Raw genomic sequence first — 17,842 nt, 5'->3', positions numbered from 1 at the left:
CCGGTGGTGGAGATCTGGCCCGGCTCGCCGTACCCCCTGGGCGCCAACTACGACGGGGGCGGCACGAACTTCGCGATCTTCTCCGAGGCCGCCGAGCGCGTCGAACTGTGTCTGTTCGACGAGAACGGGCGGGAGACGCGGGTCGACCTCGTGGAGCGCGAGACGTTGATCTGGCACGGCTACCTGCCGCGGGTGCGCCCGGGGCAGCGTTACGGGTACCGGGTGCACGGCCCGCACGACCCGCAGGCCGGCCTGCGGTACAACCCGGCCAAGCTGCTGCTCGACCCGTACTCGAAGGCGATCGACGGGCACGTGCGCTGGGACGAGGCCGTCTTCTCCTACCGGTTCGGGGAGCCACGCTCGCGCAACGAGCGCGACTCGGCGCCGTACATGCCGCGGTCGGTCGTGGTGAACCCGTTCTTCGACTGGTCCGGCGACCGGACGCTGCGCATCCCGTACCACGAGACGGTGATCTACGAGGCGCACGTCAAGGGCATGACGATGACCCACCCGGACGTGCCCCCGGAGATCAGGGGGACGTACTCGGGGCTCGTCCACCCGGTGATGATCAAGCATTTGAAGGACCTCGGTGTCACAGCGGTCGAGCTGATGCCGGTGCACCAGTTCGTGCACGACCACGGGCTGCAGGAGCGCGGCCTGTCGAACTACTGGGGCTACAACACGATCGGCTTCTTCGCGCCGCACAACGACTACGCGTCCTTCGGCACCCGCGGCGAGCAGGTGCAGGAGTTCAAGACGATGGTCAGGCAGTTCCACCGGGCCGGGATCGAGGTGCTCCTCGACGTCGTCTACAACCACACCGCGGAGGGCAGCCACCTCGGCCCGACGCTGTCGTTCCGCGGTATCGACAACCTCAACTACTACCGCGTGGTGCCCGACCAGCCGGAGTTCTACTACGACACCACCGGCACCGGGAACAGCCTCAACGTGCGCGCCCACGAGTCGCTGCGCCTGATCATGGACTCGCTGCGCTACTGGGTGCTGGAGATGCACGTCGACGGCTTCCGCTTCGACCTCGCCGCCGCGCTGGCCAGGGAGTTCCACGCGGTCGACCGGCTCGCCGCCTTCTTCGACCTGGTCAACCAGGACCCCGTGGTCAGCCAGGTGAAGCTGATCGCCGAGCCGTGGGACGTGGGCGAGGGCGGCTACCAGGTGGGCGGCTTCCCGTCGCTGTGGACCGAGTGGAACGGCAAGTTCCGCGACACGGTGCGCGACTTCTGGCGTGGCGAGCCGGCGAGCCTGGGCGAGTTCGCCTCGCGCTTCACCGGCTCGTCCGACCTCTACGAGAAGGACAACCGGCTCCCGATCGCGTCCATCAACTTCGTCACCGCCCACGACGGGTTCACGCTGAACGACGTCGTCTCGTACAACGACAAGCACAACGAGGCCAACGGCGAGGACAACCGCGACGGGGAGAGCCACAACCGGTCGTGGAACCACGGCGTCGAGGGGCCCACGGACGACGGCAACGTGCACGCGCTGCGGGAGCGCCAGAAGCGCAACCTCGCCGCGACCCTGCTGCTGTCACAGGGCGTGCCGATGCTCGCCCACGGCGACGAGCTCGGGCGCACCCAGCACGGCAACAACAACGTGTACTGCCAGGACAACGAGCTCGCGTGGATCGACTGGTCGCTCGCCCGGGAGAACTCCGTGCTCACCGACTTCGTCGCCGAGGTGGCCGCGCTCCGGCGCGAGCACCCGGTCTTCCGCAGGCGCCGGTTCTTCCAGGGCCGGTCCATCCGCGGCTCGAGCATCGAGGACATCGCCTGGCTGCGCCCGGACGGGCAGCCCATGAGCGACGAGGACTGGAACACCGGCTTCGCGCGGTCGCTCGCCATCTACCTCAACGGTGAGGGCATTCCCGAGCGCGACGAGATCGGCCGCCGCGTCGTCGACGACTCGTTCCTGCTGCTGTTCAACGCCCACCACCAGGCTGTTCCGTTCACGCTGCCGGCCGAGGCGTACGGGCGGATGTGGACGATCGTCCTCGACACGGCCGACCCGCTGCGGGCCCGGGCACGCAGGCGCGAGCGGGACGCGAGGCCGGGTGGCAGGCTCCGCATCACGGCCCGCTCACTGATGGTTCTGCGCAAGCACTTCTGATCGGAGACCTCATGATCTTCATCGTCGTCAAGTTCACGATCAAGCCCGAGTACGCCGACCAGTGGCTCGACCGGGTGGCGGACTTCACCGAGGCCACCCGCGCCGAGCCCGGCAACATCTTCTTCGAGTGGAACCGCAGCGTCACGGACCCGAACCAGTTCGTGGTGGTGGAGGCGTTCCAGGACGACGCGGCGGCGGCGCACGTCGGCGCCGACCACTTCAAGACCTTCGTCAGCTGGGCGCCCGACGTCGTCGCCACCACGCCGGACATCATCAGCGTGCAGGGCGTGCCCGGCGAGGGCTGGTCGAAGATGGGGGAGATCAGCCCGCGTCAGTAGCGGACGTCGTTGCCCTCGGTGGCGCCCAGGACCTTGCCGGGGAGCTCGCCGAACATCGAGGCGGCGTCGAGCTGCTGCATCGCCCCGTCGCGCGACTCCGGCGCCGCGGTCCGGAAGTTGACGTCCGTGCTCCGCGACTCCTGGTCCCGGTCGAGGTTGACGGCCTCGTCCGGGCCGGGCAGCGCCTGGGTGGGCAGCTGGCCGGCCGTGGGCAGCTCGGGGAGCTCCCGGTCCGCCGTGTAGACGCCGGTGCCCTGGATCGTGAAGAGCTGGGGCAGATCGGGCAGCTCGGAGGTCTTGGTCAGGCCGCCGCCGACGTTCGGCGTGGCTCCGGGCTCCGGGGCGGGGGCGGGCTCGTCGGTGGAGGACCGGTCGGGGTCGGCGGGTGCGGCGAACGCGGGACCCGCGAACCCGAGGCCTGCGACGGCGATCCCGGCCACGGCAGCGGTGGCGCGCAAGCCGCGCCGAGCAAAGCTGCTCATCGAGCATCCCTTCGTGCTGGCTGTCATCTCGGAGGACAACGAGACGGGCCGGGTGCCGGTTGTCGCGCGTCCACCGCTCGTGGCCGCCGGATCACTCGATGTGGTGGCGACGAGAACCGCAGGTGGGGATGCGATCACCGGCTGGAGTGAGGCGGGTGGCTGTGCCCCGCCCGCCGTGCCCGGCATCATCATCGGCGTGATGTTGCTGCGGCGGGTGGGGGCCGGGCTCGGTGTGGGGCTGGGCGTCGGGGCGGGCGCCGCGGCCGGTATCGGATGGTTCTACTCGTCGCTCCTGCTCGACACGTCGATCCGGCCGGTCCTCCCGGAGCGGGTGCTGGCCGTCGCGGGCGGTTCGGTCACGCTCGCCGCCAGCCGGCTCACCGCACAGCCCGGCACGTGGGGGCTGCGCTGGGCGGGCGACGGCAGGGGCGGGCTCGCGGTGCTGGGGCCGGTGGCCCGGCAGAACCGTCGCGAGGTGGTCCGGTCGCTCCTGGGCGGGGACCCGCCCGAGCCCGGATCCGCGGCCGTGCTCGACGCCGGGCCGTTCGATCCCGACCCCTCGGCGCGCGGGCTGCCGTTCGAGGACGTCGACGTGCCGGGCCCGCTGGGTCCCTGCCCCGCCTGGTTCGTCCCCGCCGGCGGGGACACCTGGGTGGTGCTCGTGCACGGCCGCGGTGGTGCACGCCGCGAGGCGTTGCGGATCCTCTCCGCGTTGCACGCGCTCGGGCACCCGCAGCTCGTGATCAGCTACCGGAACGACGTGGGTGCCCCGCCGAGCCCGGACGGGCACTACCACCTCGGCGACACGGAGTGGGAGGACGTCGAGGCCGCCGTCCGGTACGCCGTGGACCGCGGTGCGCGGCGGATCGTGCTGTTCGGCTGGTCGATGGGCGGCGCGGTCACCGGAGCGTTCCTCGACCGGTCGGCCGAAGCGGCGCGCGTGGCCGCCGTCGTCTGGGACGCCCCGCTGGTCGACTGGCGGGCCACGCTGCGCCAGCAGGCGCGCAACCGGCGGCTGCCGCCGGGGTTGTCGCCGCTGGCGAGCGCGGTGACCAGCCGCCGGATCGGGATCGACTTCGACCGCTTCGACCTGGCGCGCCACCCGCCGGCCGTCCGGCCGCCGACGCTCGTCGTGCACAGCGCCGGTGACACGTCCGTGCCGGTGACGGCCAGCAGGGCCCTCGCCGCCGCGGCTCCGGCGCTGGGATGGCCCCTGCGCTACCTCGAGGTGCCCGTGGTCGAGCACACCGCGTCGTGGAACGCCGACCCTCCGGCCTACGAACGCGCGGTCACCGCGTTCCTCCTGGAGGTGCTGGACGGACGCCGCGGGGAGGGTGCTGGCACGATAGGGGGGTGACGGAAGCAGGAAACGGCAAGCACACCGCGACGCTCCGGACGAACCAGGGCGACATCCGGGTCATTCTCTTCCCGGACCAGGCCCCGACGACCGTCGCGAACTTCGTCGGGCTCGCCACCGGGGAGAAGCCCTACAACCAGCCCAATGCGAAGGGTGGCACGTCCGGCCCGTTCTACGACGGCTCGGTGTTCCACCGGGTCATCAGCGGGTTCATGATCCAGGGCGGGGACCCCACCGGCACCGGACGTGGGGGCCCCGGGTTCGAGTTCGGCGACGAGTTCCACCCGGAGCTGCGGTTCGACCGCCCCTACCTGCTGGCCATGGCCAACGCGGGCCCGGGCACCAACGGTTCGCAGTTCTTCATCACGGTGTCCTCCCCGGACTGGCTCAACCGCAAGCACACGATCTTCGGCGAGGTGGCGGACGCGGAGTCGCGGGCGGTGGTCGACGCGATCGCGGCCACGGCCACCGACCGGTCGGACCGGCCGCTCTCCGACGTGGTCATCGAGCACGTCGACGTCTCCTGACACCCGAGTCATGAGATGACGCACCCCGCCGGACCGCCGCCGCACCAGCCCGGTGGCTCGCCCTACGGCCCTGCCGCCGTGTGCGTGCGGCATCCGGACCGCGCCACCGGGCTCAGCTGCACGAGGTGCGGGCGCCCGTCGTGCCCCGAGTGCCTCCGCGAGGCCTCCGTGGGCTACCAGTGCGTCGACTGCGTCTCGGAGGGGCAGCGCACCGCTCGCCGCGGCACCACCGTGGCCGGTGCGCAGTCCCGTGGCCGCCCGGTGGTGGTGCCGGCGCTGATCGCGGTCAACGCCGCGGTCTACGTCCTCACCGCCGTCCAGGCGGGCAACCCGATGTACAACTCCCTGTCGGTGCTGTTCCGCGAGCTGTCGCTCGTGCCCGGGTACGTGCATGCGGGTGAGTGGTGGCGGGTGGTCACCGCCGGGTTCCTGCACATCGGTCCCATCCACCTCGTGGTCAACATGCTGGCCCTGTGGATGCTGGGCCGGGATCTGGAGGTCGTGCTCGGGCGCGGCCGGTTCCTCGCGCTGTACCTCGTGTCCCTGCTCGGCGGCTCGGCCGCGGTGATGCTCTTCTACGCCGCGGACGAACAGGTCGCCGGTGCGTCGGGAGCGGTGTTCGGGCTGATGGGTGCCCTGGTCGTCGTGCTGCGCCGGCTCCGGGCACCCGCCGGGCAGGTCTTCGGGATCATCGGGCTCAACGTGGTGATCAGCCTCGTGATCCCGGGGATCTCGCTGATCGGGCACCTCGGCGGGCTGGTCATCGGTGCCGCCGCCACCGCGGCGCTCGTCTACGCGCCGCCGCGGAACCGCACCGCCGTCCAGATCGCCGCGATCGGCGGGCTCACCATCGTGCTGGTCCTCCTGATCTGGGCCACCGGGATGGCCTGACCCCGCCTCGGGACCGACGACGGCGGGGCACCCTCGTCAGGGTGCCCCGCCGTGGCTCGTCGGGATGGTCAGGCGGGTGGGTTGCAGCCGCACCCGGAGGTGCAGCCGTCCGTGCCCCGCATCTGTGTGGTCGTCGCCATCCAGACTCCCTTCGTCGCCTCCGTCGATGGTAGGACCGAGCCGGGCGCCGGCACGACCGCTCGTTCGGGGGTTGCCACGGCACATGGAGTGTCCGACTGCGGCATGTGAGGGACGTTCACGGGCGGAGCGCGCGCAACTGCGGGGCGACGTCCTCCGGGTCGGCCGCGAGATCGAGCCGGCCGAACACGAGGAGCCGCTCGGTGCCGTCGGCCCCGACGGTGTCGACTTCGAGGAGCGAGGTCTCCCGCCCGAGCCGCCGCGTCCGCAGCACGCGCACGTCCATGACGAACGGCCACGGGTGGTGGCGCGAGCGGAGCAGCCCGCCGACCGTCAACCCGTCGGGGTCGGCGCGCAGGCGGGGCCGCGCTCGGGTGCCGAACACTGCGGCGAGCCCGGCGCCGAGCGCCGTGACCCCGGCCAGCAGGCCCCCCGCCGGGTCGGATCCGGTCCACCACACCGCCGCGCAGAGGAGCGCGGCGCCGGCGGCCAGGAGCCAGGCCAGTACGACCAGACCAGCGGCCGGGCTCCACTCCCGGACACCGGCCGGAGCACGATCACTCATCAGTGTTGATCACCGTGGGTGACTTGTCCACAGCACCTGTCCACACTGGGGACTACTCACATTGGTGTATTTACCCTGGTCAGCGCCACCGCATGGTCATCAGGAGCCCGATTACGATCAGTGAGAACCCGATCGCGAAGTTCCATGGCCCGAGAGTGGCCATGAACGAGATGGACTCGCCGGCCAGGTAGTTCACGACGAGCCACGCGAGCCCGAGGAGCATCACGCCGAGCATCACGCCGATGTAGATCGGGTGCGTCGGCCCCGCGACCTTCACCGGGGTGGTGCCGGGGCGGTTGGCGGGCGGGGTGTATGCCGCCTTCTTCCGGACCTTGGACTTCGGCATGGGTGCTGACCTCGGGGACGTCGGGAGTGCGTGGCTGCCCCCCACGGTAGCGTGCCCGCCTCAGGCGCTGGCGGTCACCGCTGCCGCTTCTGCCGTGAGGGCCTCCACGACGGGCTCGGCCACCGGGTGGCCCGCGCTCGCCATCCAGTTGGCGAGGAGCCGGTGTCCGCCCTGGGTGAGCACCGACTCCGGGTGGAACTGCACGCCGACCACCGGCAGCTCCCGGTGCCGCACGGCCATGATCACGCCGCCGTCGGTGCGGCCGGTGACCTCCAGCTCGGTGGGCAGCGTGTCGGGGCGGATCGACAGCGAGTGGTACCGGGTGGCGACGAACGGCATCGGCAACCCCGCGAGCACCCCCGTGCCCTCGTGGTGGACGAGCGAGGTCTTGCCGTGCAGCAGTTCCGGCGCGCGTTCGACCACCCCGCCCCATGCCACGCCGATGGCCTGGTGGCCGAGGCAGACGCCGAGCACCGGCAGCGCGCCCTCGGCGCTGCGCCGGATCACCTCGATGCTGGATCCGGCCCGCTCGGGCGTGCCGGGGCCGGGACTGACCAGCACCCCGTCGACATCGTCCAGCTCGTCGAGATCGACCTCGTCGTTCCGGCGCACCGTGACGTGCGCCCCGAGCTGGGCGAGGTACTGGACGAGGTTGTAGACGAAGCTGTCGTAGTTGTCGACGACCAGGACGCGCATGGCGCCAGTCTCCCCGATCCCCGCGTGCGACATCCCCGGATTAATTGACCAGCCCGCCGCCGGGCGCGTCGCCGACGGTCAGGGTGATCTGCTGGTCGCTGGAGACCTTGTCCCCAGACTCGGGCGACTGGTCGATCACGCGGCCGTCGTCCGAGTCGTTCGAGACCGTCTCCCGCCTGGTCTGGATCTTCCGGAAGCCGAGATCGGCGAGTCGGTCCTTCGCCTGCTCCTCGGTGAGGTTGACGACGTTCGGCATCGTGCCGTCGCCGTCGCTGCCGGTGAGCAGCTCGACCTCGGAGTTCGGCGGCACGACCTGCTGGGCGCGCGGGTTGGTGCCCGAGACCTTGTCGTTGTCGTCCGCGCCGTCGGGCGGCTGCGGCTTCAGCCCGGCGTCCTTCAGCAGGTCCATGGCCTCGTCCACGTCCTTGCCGGACACGTCGGGGACCTGCACGCCCGTCTGCTGGACGCCGATGGTCACGGCGACGGTGTCGCCGCCCTTCGCGGACTGTCCCGCCTTGGGGGTCGACTCGATGACGTGGTTGATCAGGGAGCTGTCGGAGGTCGGCTCCTGGCTCTGCGCGCCGAGCTCCAGGCCGGCCTGCTCGAGGGCGGCCTGAGCCTCGGCGAGGGTCATGCCCTGCAGCCGGGGCACGTTGACGTTGGCCGGACCGCTGCCGATGATCAGCGTGACGATCGAGCGCTCGTCCACCTCGGTGCCCGTCGGCGGGTTGGTGGATATCACGCGGTCCTTCTGGTCGACCCCCGACTCCTGGGTCTGGGACTCACCAAGCCGCAACCCCGCGGCGATGATCTGGTTCCGGGCGTCGGTCTCCGCCATGTTGGCGACCGCGGGTATCGCGACCGTCTGCGGCGCCGGTGGGCCGCTGAACACCTGGTAGCCGACGAAGCCGACCACACCGAGCGCGAGCACCACGGCGAGGACGATCCCCACCACCTTCGCCGTGCTGCGGCGGGGCGGCTCGTCGTAGTAGTCGTCGTAGTCGTCCACCGGTGCCGGGGTGTGGCGCCCGTTGATCCGGCGGGTGGGCCCGGTGGACGGGCTCGCGGCGATCATCGCCGTGCGCTCGTCGTCGCTCATCACCAGCGGCGCCATCGGGGCCTGCCCGTTGCGCACCCGCACCAGGTCGGAGCGCATCTCCGCGGACGACTGGTACCGGTTGAGCGGGTTCTTCGACAGCGCCTTCAACACCACGGCGTCGAGCGCGGACGGGATGCTCGGGTTGACCTCTGACGGGCGCCGCGGCTCCTCCCGCACGTGCTGGTAGGCCACCGCCACCGGGGTGTCACCCGTGAACGGCGGGTCGCCGGTGAGCAGTTCGAACAGCACGCAGCCCGCGGCGTAGACGTCCGAGCGGGCGTCCACGGCCTCACCGCGCGCCTGCTCGGGGGACAGGTACTGCGCCGTGCCGATCACGGCGGCGGTCTGCGTGACGTTCTGGCCCTCGCCGAGCGCACGGGCGATGCCGAAGTCCATCACCTTGACGGCGCCCGCGGTGTTGATCATGATGTTCGCGGGCTTGACGTCGCGGTGGATGATGTTGTGGCGATGGCTGAAGTCGAGTGCGGCGCACACGTCGGCCATCACCTCGATGACCTGCCGCTGGGTCATCGGACCCTGGGTCTTGACGATCTCCCTCAGGGTCTGCCCGTCGACGAACTCCATCACGATGTAGGGCAGCGGGCCGAACTCGCCCTGCACCTCGCCGGTGTCGTACACGGCGACGATTGCGGGATGGTTGAGCGCCGCGGCGTTCTGCGCCTCGCGACGAAAGCGCATCTGGAACTGGGGATCGCGCGCCAGGTCGGCCCGCAGCACCTTCACGGCGACGTCGCGGCCCAGCCGCGTGTCTAGACCGCGATGCACCTCGGACATGCCGCCGTAACCGAGCACTTCGCCCAGTTCGTAGCGCTCGGACAACAGTCGGGGGGTGGTCATCGGTGCCGGTTCCTGGGAGTCATGGATGATTCGGACATCATGCCGGGCCGCGTCGCCCAGCGGGGTGGCCTGGCAGCCACCGCAGCGCCAGGCCGTCGGTTCGACGGGTTCACCGGACGCTCCCCGTGACGATCACCAGGGAGAGCAGCCCGCCGGATACCGTCGAACCGGTCGAGACGCCCTCCCGACCCGCCACGGTACCGGGTCCGGCACCCTGCGGGGTCGGATCGACCGTGCCGATCGGCGGTAGCCCGCCGCGGAACAGCAGCACGCCGACCGCGACGGCGGCGATGGTGAGCAGCAAGAACAGCACGAGCAGCAGGCTGCGGCCGGACGACTTCGGCTGCAACCGGAACGACTGCGAGGACGCGCGATGCGCAGGCGCCGCCGGCGTGGCGCGCCGGCTCGCCGCCGGCTGGGGCCTGCGGTTCACACCCGTGTCCGGTGCCGGACGCCGCGCGGGCACCGGGGCCGGCCGGGCCGCCTGCGGGACGGGATTCGGCGATCCGGGCAGCGGCCGCCCCTGCCGGGACGGCGCCGACCGCGCGGGGATCGGCGCCGAGAGCGGTGACGGCGCCGGGAACGATGCCGACGCCGGTGCCGCCTTCGGGGTGGCCCTCGGCGCCGCTCGTGACGGCGTCGAAGGGGTACGCGGAGGAGCGATCGCGCCGGTGACCGAGCCGAGCGGGGGGAGCGGCTCGCCGCGGCGCACGGCGGCCACGGCGAGCGCGAACTCCCCGCCGGTGCCGTAGCGCTGCGTGGGGTCCTTGACCAGCGCGGCCTCGATCAGCTCGCGTGCTCCCGCCGGTACGCTCGCCGGCAACGGCGGAGGCGCCTCTCGGACCTGCATCATCGCCACCGCAACCGCGCTGTCGGCGCGGAACGGTCGGAGGCCGGCCAGGCACTCGTACCCGACGATGCCCAGCGAGTAGACGTCGCTCGCCGGCCCGGCCTCGGCCCCGCTCGCCTGCTCGGGGGCGATGTAGTGGGCCGTGCCCATCACCATGCCCGAGCGCGTGACCGGCACGGCGTCCGCTGCCTTCGCGATCCCGAAGTCGGTGAGCTTCACGACGCCGTCGGTGCGCACCAGGATGTTGCCGGGCTTCACATCGCGGTGCACGAACCCGCGCTCGTGCGCCGCCTGCAGCGCCCACGCGGCGTCCTCGATCAACCGGAGCGTCTCGTCGGCGTCGATCGGGCCGTGGGAGATGAGCGTGGACAGCGGCTCGCCCCGCACCAGCTCCATCACCAGGTACGCCGTGCGCCGGCCGTTCGGGCCCTCGTCCTCGCCGTAGTCGTGCACGGCCGCGATACCGGGGTTGTCGAGGGAGGCGACGGTGCGCGCCTCGATGCGGAACCGGTGGAGGAACTCCGGGTCGTCACCGAGCTCCGGCCGCAGGACCTTGACCGCGACGCCACGGCCCAGCCGGGTGTCGGAGGCCTCCCAGACCTCGCCCATGCCGCCGACGGCTATCCGGCGCTCGAGGAGGTAGCGGTCGTCGATCTTCTGACCGGCAGCGAGAACGGTCACCGGTCCGTCCCCAGTGCTGCTCGGATCACCGCGCGGCCGATCGGTGCGGCGACCGTGCCGCCCGTGGCCGCGAGGTTGCTGCGGTCGCCGCCGGACTCGACCAGCACCGCGACCGCGACCTGCGGGTCGTCGGCCGGGGCGAACGCGACGTACCAGACGTGCGGGGCCACCGCCTGGGGGTTCACGCCGTGCTCGGCGGTGCCGGTCTTCGCCGCGATCTGCACGCCGGTGATCTTGCCGCTGCCCGAGTAGTTGTTCTCGTTGTTGACCATCAGCTCGGTCAGCGTGCGGGCCACGGACGGGTCGATGGCCTGCCGGATGCGGTCCGGGCTCGTCGATTCGACCGGGGTGAGGTCCTGGCTCTGGATCTGGCTGATCAGGTGCGGCTGCATCACCTGGCCGCCGTTGGCGATCGCGGCGACGACCATGGCGTTCTGCAGCGGCGTCAGCGCGACGTCGCGCTGACCGATGCTGGACTGCTGCAGGGCCGCGGTGTCCGGGATGTCGCCGATCGTCGAGGTGGCCACAGGCATCGGCACCTCCAGGTCGGTGGTTCCGATGCCGAACGCCTCGGCCTGGCTGCGGATGGCCTGCTCGCCGAGCTCGGCGGACAGCTGGGCGAACGCGGTGTTGCAGGAGCGCTGCAGCGCGTCGCGCAGGCTCGCCGTCTCACCGGTGCCGCAGGCGTTGCCGTTGAAGTTCTGCAGCTGCGTGTTCGTGCCCTGCAACGTGATGGCCGACGCCGCCGTGAGCTGGCTGTCGGGCGTGTAGCGGCCGCTGGAGAGCGCGGCGGCGGTGTCGATCAGCTTGAAGGTCGAACCCGGCGGGTAGGTCTCGGAGATCGCCCGGTTCGGCAGCACGGGTGGGTCGGCCTCGTTGAACTGCTTCCAGGCCGCCATCCGCTCGTCCGAGTCGTGGCTCGCGAGCTTGTTCGGGTCGTACGACGGCGTGGACACCATCGCGAGGATCTCGCCGGTCTTCGGACGCAGCGCCACGACCGATCCCGTGTAGCCGCGGCTCGACAGCTGCTCGTACGCGGCCTGCTGCACCGCCGGGTCGAGGGTGAGCAGCACGTTGCCGCCGCTCGGGTCCCGGCCCGTGATCAGGTCGGACAGCCGGCGGGCGAAGAGCCGGTCGTCGCTGCCGTTGAGCACGGTGTCGGCGGCGCGCTCGATCCCGGTGGAGCTGTAGGTGATCGAGTAGTACCCGGTGACCGGCGCGTACACCGGGCCGTCGGAGTACTGGCGCAGGTAGCGCAGGCGGTCGTCGGTCTCGGTGCTGCTGGCGAGGATCTGGCGCTCCGCCTGGATCTGGCCCCGTTTGCGCGAGTACTCGGCCAGCAGCACCCGCTGGTTGCGCGGATCGCTGCGGTAGTCACCCGCTTGCACCACCTGAACGTAGGTGAGGTTGCCCATCAGCAGAAGGACCATCGCCATGACGGCGATGGCCACGCGCCGCACCGGGGTGTTCACGACGGCCGCTCCACCAGCTCGGTGCCGGCCTCGGCGATCGGCGGCAGCGGTGCGGCCGCGCGCCTCGGCAGCGGGGCACGGGCGGCGTTCGAGATGCGCAGCAGCATTGCGACGAGCGCGTAGTTGGCGACGAGCGACGATCCGCCGTAGGACAGGAACGGCAGCGTGAGGCCGGTGAGCGGGATGAGCTTCGACGCCCCGCCGATGACGATGAAGACCTGCAGCGCGAGCGTGAACGCCAGCCCGGTGGCGAGCAACTTGCCGAAGCTGTCGCGCACGGCGAGGGCACTGCGCAGCCCCCGCGTGATGAGCACCAGGTAGACGATCAGGATCGCAGCCAGGCCGATCAGGCCCAGCTCCTCGCCGAGCGACGACAGCATGAAGTCGCTCTCGGCGTACGGGACGAGGTCCGGGCGCCCGGCGCCGAGGCCGGTGCCGCCGACCCCGCCCGTGCCGAGCCCGAACAGGGCCTGCGAGATCTGGAAGCCGGTGTTCTCGAAGTCGGCGAACGGGTCGAGCCACACCTGCACGCGCACCCGGACGTGGCCGAACAGCTGGTAGGCGATCAGACAGCCGCCGAGGAAGAACGTCAGGCCGATGAGCAGCCACGAGACCCGCTCGGTGGCCACGTACAGCAGCACCAGCACGATGCCGAAGAACAGCAGCGACGTGCCGAGGTCCCGCTCCAGCACGAGGACGCCGACCGAGAGCCCCCACGCCACGACGAGCGGGGCGAGGTCGCGGGCCCGCGGCAGTTCCATGCCGAGGAACCGCCGGCCCGCGGTGCTGAACAGATCCCGCTTCTGCACCAGGAAGGCCGCGAAGAACACGATCAGGAGGATCTTGGCGAACTCGCCGGGCTGCATCCCCACCCCGCCGATGCGGATCCACAGCTTGGCGCCGTTGACCTCCGAGATCGACGAGGGCAGCAGGCCGGGCAGCGCGAGGAGCACAAGACCGGCGAACCCGGCCGTGTAGGCGTAGCGGGCAATGGTGCGGTGGTCGCGAACCACCCACATCACCGCGACGAACAGCCCGAGCCCGATCGCCGTCCACGCGATCTGCCGGGAGACCAGCTCCACCGGCGCGTCCCGCCCGGCCGCCAGCGCCCGATCCACCCGCGCCAGGTCGAGCCGGTGGATCATCACCAGCCCCAGCCCGTTCAGCAACGCGACGCACGGCAGGATCAGCGGGTCGGCGAAGGGGGCGAACCGGCGCACCGCGAGGTGGGCGACCGTGAACAGCGCGAGGTAGGCCAGCCCCACCCACAACAGCGCCTGCGTCAGCGCCTGCTCCTGGTTGGCCTCCACCAGCGCCAGCGCACCCGTGACCAGCACGGCGGCGAACGCGAGCAGCACCAGCTCGATGCCGCGCCCGGTGGGCAGCGGAGCAGGGCTCGGTGGCGGCGATCCCGTGCGAGGCTCGGGAATACTCATCGTTCGCCCTCGCTGGCGCTCGCGCGACGCTTCGCGAATACGCTGTGACATTGATTCGCTCGCTGGCGCTCGCTCATCTAGCTCACCGACCGGCAGTTGGTCCCAGGCTCGGGCACAGGCATCGGCAGCGGGGTCGTGTCGACCGGGGGCTGCGGTTGCGGCTGCACGTTGGGATCGACGTTCGGGTCGGCATTCGGTTGCGCCGGCGGCTGCACGGGCTGGACCGGTTGTGGGGGCAGCGGCGGCGGGCAGGGCTCCAGCATCCGGCCACGCAGCCGGTCCACCAGGCCACGGGCGCCCCCGAGCCCGTCATCGGTGAGGATGCCGTCACGCACCTGGCTGCGCTCGGTCTCGGGCAGGTCGTCCAGCGCGATGTCGGTGCGCTCGGAAACCGAGTACAGCGGCACCCCCAGCACGTCCCCGCGCACGCCCTGGAAGATCACCACCTGCTCGGCGTCGGCGCCGACGTAGTACTGCTGCATGACCCACATGCGCGCCAGGAACCCGCCCCCGACCAGCACCACGACCACCGCGACGACGGCGAGCACGAGCCGCAGCCTGACCTTGCGGCGGGTGGCCGTCGGAGCCTCCTGGGACACGATCCGCTGGGGGGCCGTGCGGGTCATCGTGGTGGCCGAGGCCCGGGCCGCCGCCGAGTCGGGCGGTGGGCCGTCCTCCGAGCCGTCGCCGACCGAACCGCCCACGATGGGGGCGTCCTCGCCGAAGTCGATGTCCACGACGTCGGCCACGATGCAGGTGATGTTGTCCGGGCCGCCGCCCCGCAGGGCCAGCTCGATCATCCGGTCGGCGCACTCCCGCGGATCGCGGTAGGCCTGCAGCGTCTCCGCGAGGGTCTCGTCGCTCACCACGCCGCACAGGCCGTCGGAGCAGAGCAGGTACCGGTCGCCCGGCCGCGCCTCGCGGATCGTCAGCGACGGGTCGACCTCCTGCCCGGTGATCGCCCGCAGCAGGAGCGACCGCTGCGGGTGGGTGTGGGCCTCCTCCTCGGTGATCCGGCCCTCGTCGATCAGCGACTGGACGAACGTGTCGTCCTTCGTGATCTGCGTCAGGTACCCCTCGCGCAGCTGGTAGGCGCGGGAGTCGCCGATGTGGACCAGCCCCAGCCGGTTGCCGGCGAACAGGATCGCGGTGAGCGTGGTGCCCATGCCCTCGAGGTCCGGCGCGTCCGCGACGTGCCGGGTGATCGCGGCGTTGCCCTCCACGGTGGCATCGCGCAGCTCGGCGAGCAGGTCGTCGCCCGGATCGTCCTCGTCGAGCGGGGCCAGCGCCGAGATCACCAGCGACGACGCCACCTCACCCGCGGCGTGGCCGCCCATCCCGTCGGCGAGCGCCAACAGCCGCGGACCGGCGTACACGGCGTCCTGGTTGTTCTGCCGGACGAGCCCGCGGTCGCTGCGGGCGGAGTAGCGCAGGACCAGCGTCATCTCAGGCTCCGACACTACGTTCAGGGGCAGATCGACCGGCGCGGCCGGCCCGGGCGGCGAGCGCCGGGGCACGGCGGTGGAGCTTGCGCCGGCTCATGATCGAAGCTCGATCACCGTCTTGCCGATGCGGACAGGGACGCCCGGGGGAACCCGGGTCGGCCCGGTGACCTTAGCCCGGTCGAGGTACGTGCCGTTTGTCGACCCGAGATCCTCGACGTACCACTCATCACCCTGCATCGAGATGCGCGCGTGGCGCGTGGATGCGTAGTCGTCGTCCAGCACCAGAGTGGAGTCGTCGGCCCGGCCGATCAGGATCGGCCGGGAGTCCAACGAGATGCGGGTGCCGGCCAGCGCCCCCTGGGTGACGATGAGCTGGCGCGGCGTACGGCCCCGGCCCGTGCGAGCCGTGGCCCTGCCGCCGGGCACCAGCGCGCGCAGGCCGGACGCGGCGTAGAGATCAGAGCGCACCACCCGGAGCGCGACCAGCACGAACAGCCAGAGCAGGGCGAGGAAGCCCGCCCTGGTCAGCTGCAGCACCAACTCCGGCACTCGCGGCGAACTCCGTTCTCTCCAAATGTCCTCACCGGCCCCGCGTAGCGCCTACTGGGTGCGGAACACCAGGCTCGAGTGCCCGACCCGGATGACGTCACCGTCGTTGAGCTGCCAGGTCTGGACCGGGTTGCCGTTGACGGTGGTGCCGTTGGTGGAACCGAGGTCCGTCAGCGTCGCGGTGTGACCATCCCAGCTGACCTCCAGGTGACGGCGCGACACGCCGGTGTCCGGGAGACGGAACGACGAATCCTGCCCGCGCCCGATCACGTGGCTGCCCTGGGTGAGGTCGTACGTGCGGCCCGAGCCGTCGTCCAGCGACAGCGAGGCCGACAGCTGCTGCTGGTAGCCGCCGTAACCGCCCTGCTGGCCGCCGTAACCCTGGTCGTACCCGCCGTCGTAGCCCTGCTCGTACTGCTGCGGGGGGTAGCCACCCTGCTGCTGCTGGCCGTAGCCCTGGTCGTACCCGCCCGGCGCGTAGCCCTGCTGCTGCCCGCCGTAACCACCCGGCTGCGCGTAACCCTGCTGCTGGCCGCCGTAGCCCTGGTCGTAGCCACCGCCCTGCTGCTGCTGGCCGCCGCCGTAGCCCTGCTGCTGGCCGCCGTAGCCCTGGTCGTAGCCACCGCCCTGCTGCTGCTGGCCGCCGTAACCACCGCCCTGCTGCGGGTACCCGCCGCCCTGCTGCTGGCCGCCGTAACCACCCTGCTGGCCGTAGCCCTGGTCGTAGCCGCCGCCCTGCTGCTGCTGGCCGCCGTAGCCACCGCCCTGCTGCGGGTAGCCGCCCTGCTGCGGGTAGCCCTGCTCGCCTTGGTCGTACCCCCCTTGCTGCTGGTCGTAGGCGGGAGGGGCGTACGTCTGCTGCTGCCCGTATCCGCCGGGGGCACCACGGTCGTATCCGTACTGCCCGTTCTCCTCGGGGTGGCCCGGTTGCTGGCTCATGGGTGCTTCTCCTGCGTCGCGTGCTCGGATGGCGTCCCGGCGGGAAGCGTCGGGGTCCACGGTCGAGCGGGTGCGGAACTGTCCCGTGTGCAGCGCATCGGAGCGCTCCAGGAAGACTACGACCTCGCCGTAGGTGTCCCATCCCTGGTCGGCGAGTTGCTCGGTGACAGAGCCGGACAGCGAGTCCACGATCTCCGCTCGATCACCGCCCATGCGAGCGAGATCAGTGGGGCTGAGCAGCACCGTGAACCGGTTGGGCGCCAGTTGACGACCCCCCGCGAGCTGCTCGATCCGGCCTTCGGCTTCCCTCAACAGCGCCTGCACAACTTCCTGGGGAACGACGCTGCCGCCGAAGACCCGCGCGAAGGCGTCGCCCACCAGTCCCTGGAGACGGCGTTCGAACCTGTCGACGCGGCCCAACCGATCTTCCTCCGTTCGCATCGGCGTGTTGCTGGCAGTACCGATCGTATCTGTGCTAGTCGGCCCCGTGCCGCCCCCCGACCAGGGGCCGCCCGAAACCACCCCCCACCCCCGTGCTAACTTCCCTCCTGCCAGGGCGAGTGGCGGAATGGCAGACGCGCACGGTTCAGGTCCGTGTGTCCGAAAGGACGTGAGGGTTCAACTCCCTCCTCGCCCACCGGGTAGCTGTGTTCGCGGAACTCGCTCACCTTCTTCTGGGCTTCGGTGTTGTTCTGGGGGGCCTAGCCCCCCAGACCCCCAGCCGGGGGCTTCGCCCCCGGACCCCCCATCCACGTGGGCACCTTCCGTTGGACTGTCGCCATCCACGTGGGCACCTTCCGTTGGACTGTCGCCCTCCGGGTGGGCACCTTCCGTTGGACTGTCGCCCTCCGGGTGGGCACCTTCCGTTGGACTGTCGCCCTCCGGGTGGGCACCTTCCGTTGGACTGTCGCCCTCCGGGTGGGCGGCTTCCGTTGGACTGTCGCCCTCCGGGTGGGCGGCTTCCGTTGGACTGTCGCCCTCCGGGTGGGCGGCTTCCGTTGGACTGTCGCCCTCCGGGTGGGCGGCTTCCGTTGGACTGTCGCCCTCCG

General features: G+C 71.4%; 16 protein-coding genes and 1 tRNA gene. 6 read left to right on the top strand and 11 right to left on the bottom strand.

Annotated features, from left to right (window positions below; genetic code table 11):
• Window positions 1-6 precede the first annotated feature (6 nt).
• The gene (gene glgX / locus ACU436_RS24670) at window positions 7-2,124 is read left to right on the top strand and encodes a glycogen debranching protein GlgX (RefSeq protein WP_459029158.1); all 2,118 of its coding nucleotides are present in this window, start codon (window positions 7-9) and stop codon (window positions 2,122-2,124) included.
• 11 nt (window positions 2,125-2,135) lie between these two features.
• Entirely contained in the window at window positions 2,136-2,462 is a 327-nt protein-coding gene (locus ACU436_RS24665; protein ID WP_459029156.1) for a putative quinol monooxygenase, read from the top strand.
• Here ACU436_RS24665 and ACU436_RS24660 read toward each other — a convergent pair.
• Window positions 2,456-2,944, bottom strand: a complete 489-nt coding sequence (locus ACU436_RS24660; protein WP_459029154.1) for a hypothetical protein — start codon at window positions 2,942-2,944, stop codon at window positions 2,456-2,458. The two genes, ACU436_RS24665 and ACU436_RS24660, sit on opposite strands and share 7 nt — an antisense overlap.
• A 13-nt stretch (window positions 2,945-2,957) precedes the next feature.
• On the opposite strand from ACU436_RS24660, the gene ACU436_RS24655 reads away from it, so the two are divergent.
• The 3 genes from ACU436_RS24655 to ACU436_RS24645 are packed head-to-tail and all read left to right on the top strand — an operon-like array spanning window position 2,958 to window position 5,719.
• The gene (locus ACU436_RS24655) at window positions 2,958-4,301 is read left to right on the top strand and encodes an alpha/beta hydrolase family protein (RefSeq protein WP_459029152.1); all 1,344 of its coding nucleotides are present in this window, start codon (window positions 2,958-2,960) and stop codon (window positions 4,299-4,301) included.
• Entirely contained in the window at window positions 4,298-4,828 is a 531-nt protein-coding gene (locus ACU436_RS24650) for a peptidylprolyl isomerase (protein ID WP_459029150.1), read from the top strand. The genes ACU436_RS24655 and ACU436_RS24650 overlap by 4 nt, the downstream gene beginning before the upstream one ends.
• Window positions 4,829-4,843: 15 nt before the next feature.
• A complete protein-coding gene (locus tag ACU436_RS24645; protein ID WP_459029148.1) occupies window positions 4,844-5,719 on the top strand; it encodes a rhomboid family intramembrane serine protease in 876 nt (291 codons plus the stop codon).
• A 256-nt stretch (window positions 5,720-5,975) separates the two neighbouring features.
• Here ACU436_RS24645 and ACU436_RS24640 read toward each other — a convergent pair whose 3' ends face one another.
• The 10 genes from ACU436_RS24640 to ACU436_RS24595 form a co-directional block, all read right to left on the bottom strand.
• Window positions 5,976-6,422, bottom strand: a complete 447-nt coding sequence (locus ACU436_RS24640) for a PH domain-containing protein (protein WP_459029146.1) — start codon at window positions 6,420-6,422, stop codon at window positions 5,976-5,978.
• Between the two features lie 79 nt (window positions 6,423-6,501).
• Window positions 6,502-6,768 carry a cell division protein CrgA gene (gene crgA, locus ACU436_RS24635; protein ID WP_147256646.1) on the bottom strand — a complete coding sequence of 89 codons (267 nt, stop codon included), beginning with the start codon at window positions 6,766-6,768 and terminating at the stop codon, window positions 6,502-6,504.
• 60 nt (window positions 6,769-6,828) lie between these two features.
• Window positions 6,829-7,464: an aminodeoxychorismate/anthranilate synthase component II gene (locus tag ACU436_RS24630; RefSeq protein WP_459029144.1), complete on the bottom strand. Its 636-nt coding sequence runs from the start codon at window positions 7,462-7,464 to the stop codon at window positions 6,829-6,831.
• A gap of 40 nt (window positions 7,465-7,504) precedes the next feature.
• Window positions 7,505-9,421, bottom strand: a complete 1,917-nt coding sequence (gene pknB, locus ACU436_RS24625) for a Stk1 family PASTA domain-containing Ser/Thr kinase (protein WP_459029142.1) — start codon at window positions 9,419-9,421, stop codon at window positions 7,505-7,507.
• Window positions 9,422-9,530: 109 nt separating this feature from the next.
• Complete coding sequence (locus ACU436_RS24620; RefSeq protein ID WP_459029140.1) at window positions 9,531-10,952, bottom strand: serine/threonine-protein kinase; 1,422 nt, start codon at window positions 10,950-10,952, stop codon at window positions 9,531-9,533.
• Window positions 10,949-12,424 carry a peptidoglycan D,D-transpeptidase FtsI family protein gene (locus ACU436_RS24615; protein ID WP_459029138.1) on the bottom strand — a complete coding sequence of 492 codons (1,476 nt, stop codon included), beginning with the start codon at window positions 12,422-12,424 and terminating at the stop codon, window positions 10,949-10,951. The genes ACU436_RS24620 and ACU436_RS24615 overlap by 4 nt, the downstream gene beginning before the upstream one ends.
• Window positions 12,421-13,860, bottom strand: a complete 1,440-nt coding sequence (locus ACU436_RS24610; protein ID WP_459029136.1) for an FtsW/RodA/SpoVE family cell cycle protein — start codon at window positions 13,858-13,860, stop codon at window positions 12,421-12,423. Before ACU436_RS24610 ends, ACU436_RS24615 begins: the two co-directional genes overlap by 4 nt.
• A 77-nt stretch (window positions 13,861-13,937) precedes the next feature.
• The gene (locus ACU436_RS24605) at window positions 13,938-15,305 is read right to left on the bottom strand and encodes a PP2C family protein-serine/threonine phosphatase (RefSeq protein WP_459029134.1); all 1,368 of its coding nucleotides are present in this window, start codon (window positions 15,303-15,305) and stop codon (window positions 13,938-13,940) included.
• Window positions 15,306-15,398: 93 nt separating this feature from the next.
• Window positions 15,399-15,854 (bottom strand): FHA domain-containing protein FhaB/FipA, encoded by a 456-nt coding sequence (locus ACU436_RS24600; RefSeq protein ID WP_459029132.1) that lies wholly within the window; start codon window positions 15,852-15,854, stop codon window positions 15,399-15,401.
• Between the two features lie 51 nt (window positions 15,855-15,905).
• Window positions 15,906-17,213 (bottom strand): DUF3662 and FHA domain-containing protein, encoded by a 1,308-nt coding sequence (locus ACU436_RS24595; protein WP_459029130.1) that lies wholly within the window; start codon window positions 17,211-17,213, stop codon window positions 15,906-15,908.
• A 134-nt stretch (window positions 17,214-17,347) separates the two neighbouring features.
• Here ACU436_RS24595 and ACU436_RS24590 point away from each other — a divergent pair.
• A tRNA-Leu gene (locus ACU436_RS24590) sits at window positions 17,348-17,430 on the top strand.
• The last annotated feature ends 412 nt before the right edge of the window (window positions 17,431-17,842 follow it).

Source organism: Pseudonocardia wallangbongensis (genome assembly GCF_054486945.1).
Note: the sequence above shows the minus strand (reverse complement) of the source record. Positions and strands in the feature narration are given on the sequence as shown.

Coding starts and splice junctions, on each gene's coding strand:
- ACU436_RS24665 (WP_459029156.1), top strand. CDS start 2,136: ATGATCTTCATCGTCGTCAAGTTCACGATCAAGCCCGAGTACGCCGAC.
- ACU436_RS24660 (WP_459029154.1), bottom strand. CDS start 2,944: ATGAGCAGCTTTGCTCGGCGCGGCTTGCGCGCCACCGCTGCCGTGGCC.
- ACU436_RS24645 (WP_459029148.1), top strand. CDS start 4,844: ATGACGCACCCCGCCGGACCGCCGCCGCACCAGCCCGGTGGCTCGCCC.
- ACU436_RS24640 (WP_459029146.1), bottom strand. CDS start 6,422: ATGAGTGATCGTGCTCCGGCCGGTGTCCGGGAGTGGAGCCCGGCCGCT.
- crgA (WP_147256646.1), bottom strand. CDS start 6,768: ATGCCGAAGTCCAAGGTCCGGAAGAAGGCGGCATACACCCCGCCCGCC.
- ACU436_RS24630 (WP_459029144.1), bottom strand. CDS start 7,464: ATGCGCGTCCTGGTCGTCGACAACTACGACAGCTTCGTCTACAACCTC.
- pknB (WP_459029142.1), bottom strand. CDS start 9,421: ATGACCACCCCCCGACTGTTGTCCGAGCGCTACGAACTGGGCGAAGTG.
- ACU436_RS24610 (WP_459029136.1), bottom strand. CDS start 13,860: ATGAGTATTCCCGAGCCTCGCACGGGATCGCCGCCACCGAGCCCTGCT.
- ACU436_RS24605 (WP_459029134.1), bottom strand. CDS start 15,305: ATGACGCTGGTCCTGCGCTACTCCGCCCGCAGCGACCGCGGGCTCGTC.